This is a genomic window from Hallella faecis, assembly GCF_018789675.1.
Lineage (GTDB): Bacteria > Bacteroidota > Bacteroidia > Bacteroidales > Bacteroidaceae > Prevotella > Prevotella faecis.
In genome coordinates this window covers 1-247 of the sequence record NZ_JAHKBE010000196.1, presented here as the reverse complement: position 1 = coordinate 247, position 247 = coordinate 1, and the positions used below count along the sequence as shown (strand labels likewise).

1 protein-coding gene is annotated in these 247 nt (G+C 52.2%); it reads left to right on the top strand.

The annotated features are described in order from the left end of the window. Nucleotides 1-247 (top strand): hypothetical protein (locus KM934_RS13095; protein ID WP_215761072.1); only part of this gene is annotated, 247 nt, incomplete at both ends.

The following is a 247-nucleotide window of genomic DNA, read 5'->3' as shown; positions in this document are numbered from 1 at the left end:
ACCTCGCGCGGGCAAAAATTCCTGCAAGATGACGAAAAAACGCTGCGTTCACTGGACGATCAGGAAGGCATTCTGCAACTGCTTGAGCTGCTGGCTGGCCGAGAAATGTCGCGCCGCGCCGATTTATTGCCGGAATGGCAGGCCTTTTTGCATCAGCATTCGAAATTCGCGTCAGCAAGTTCAGTGAAAAGCACGCTCTACTCCCGTCTCTATAACCTTATCGACCGTGACATGGTTAACCGTGAAG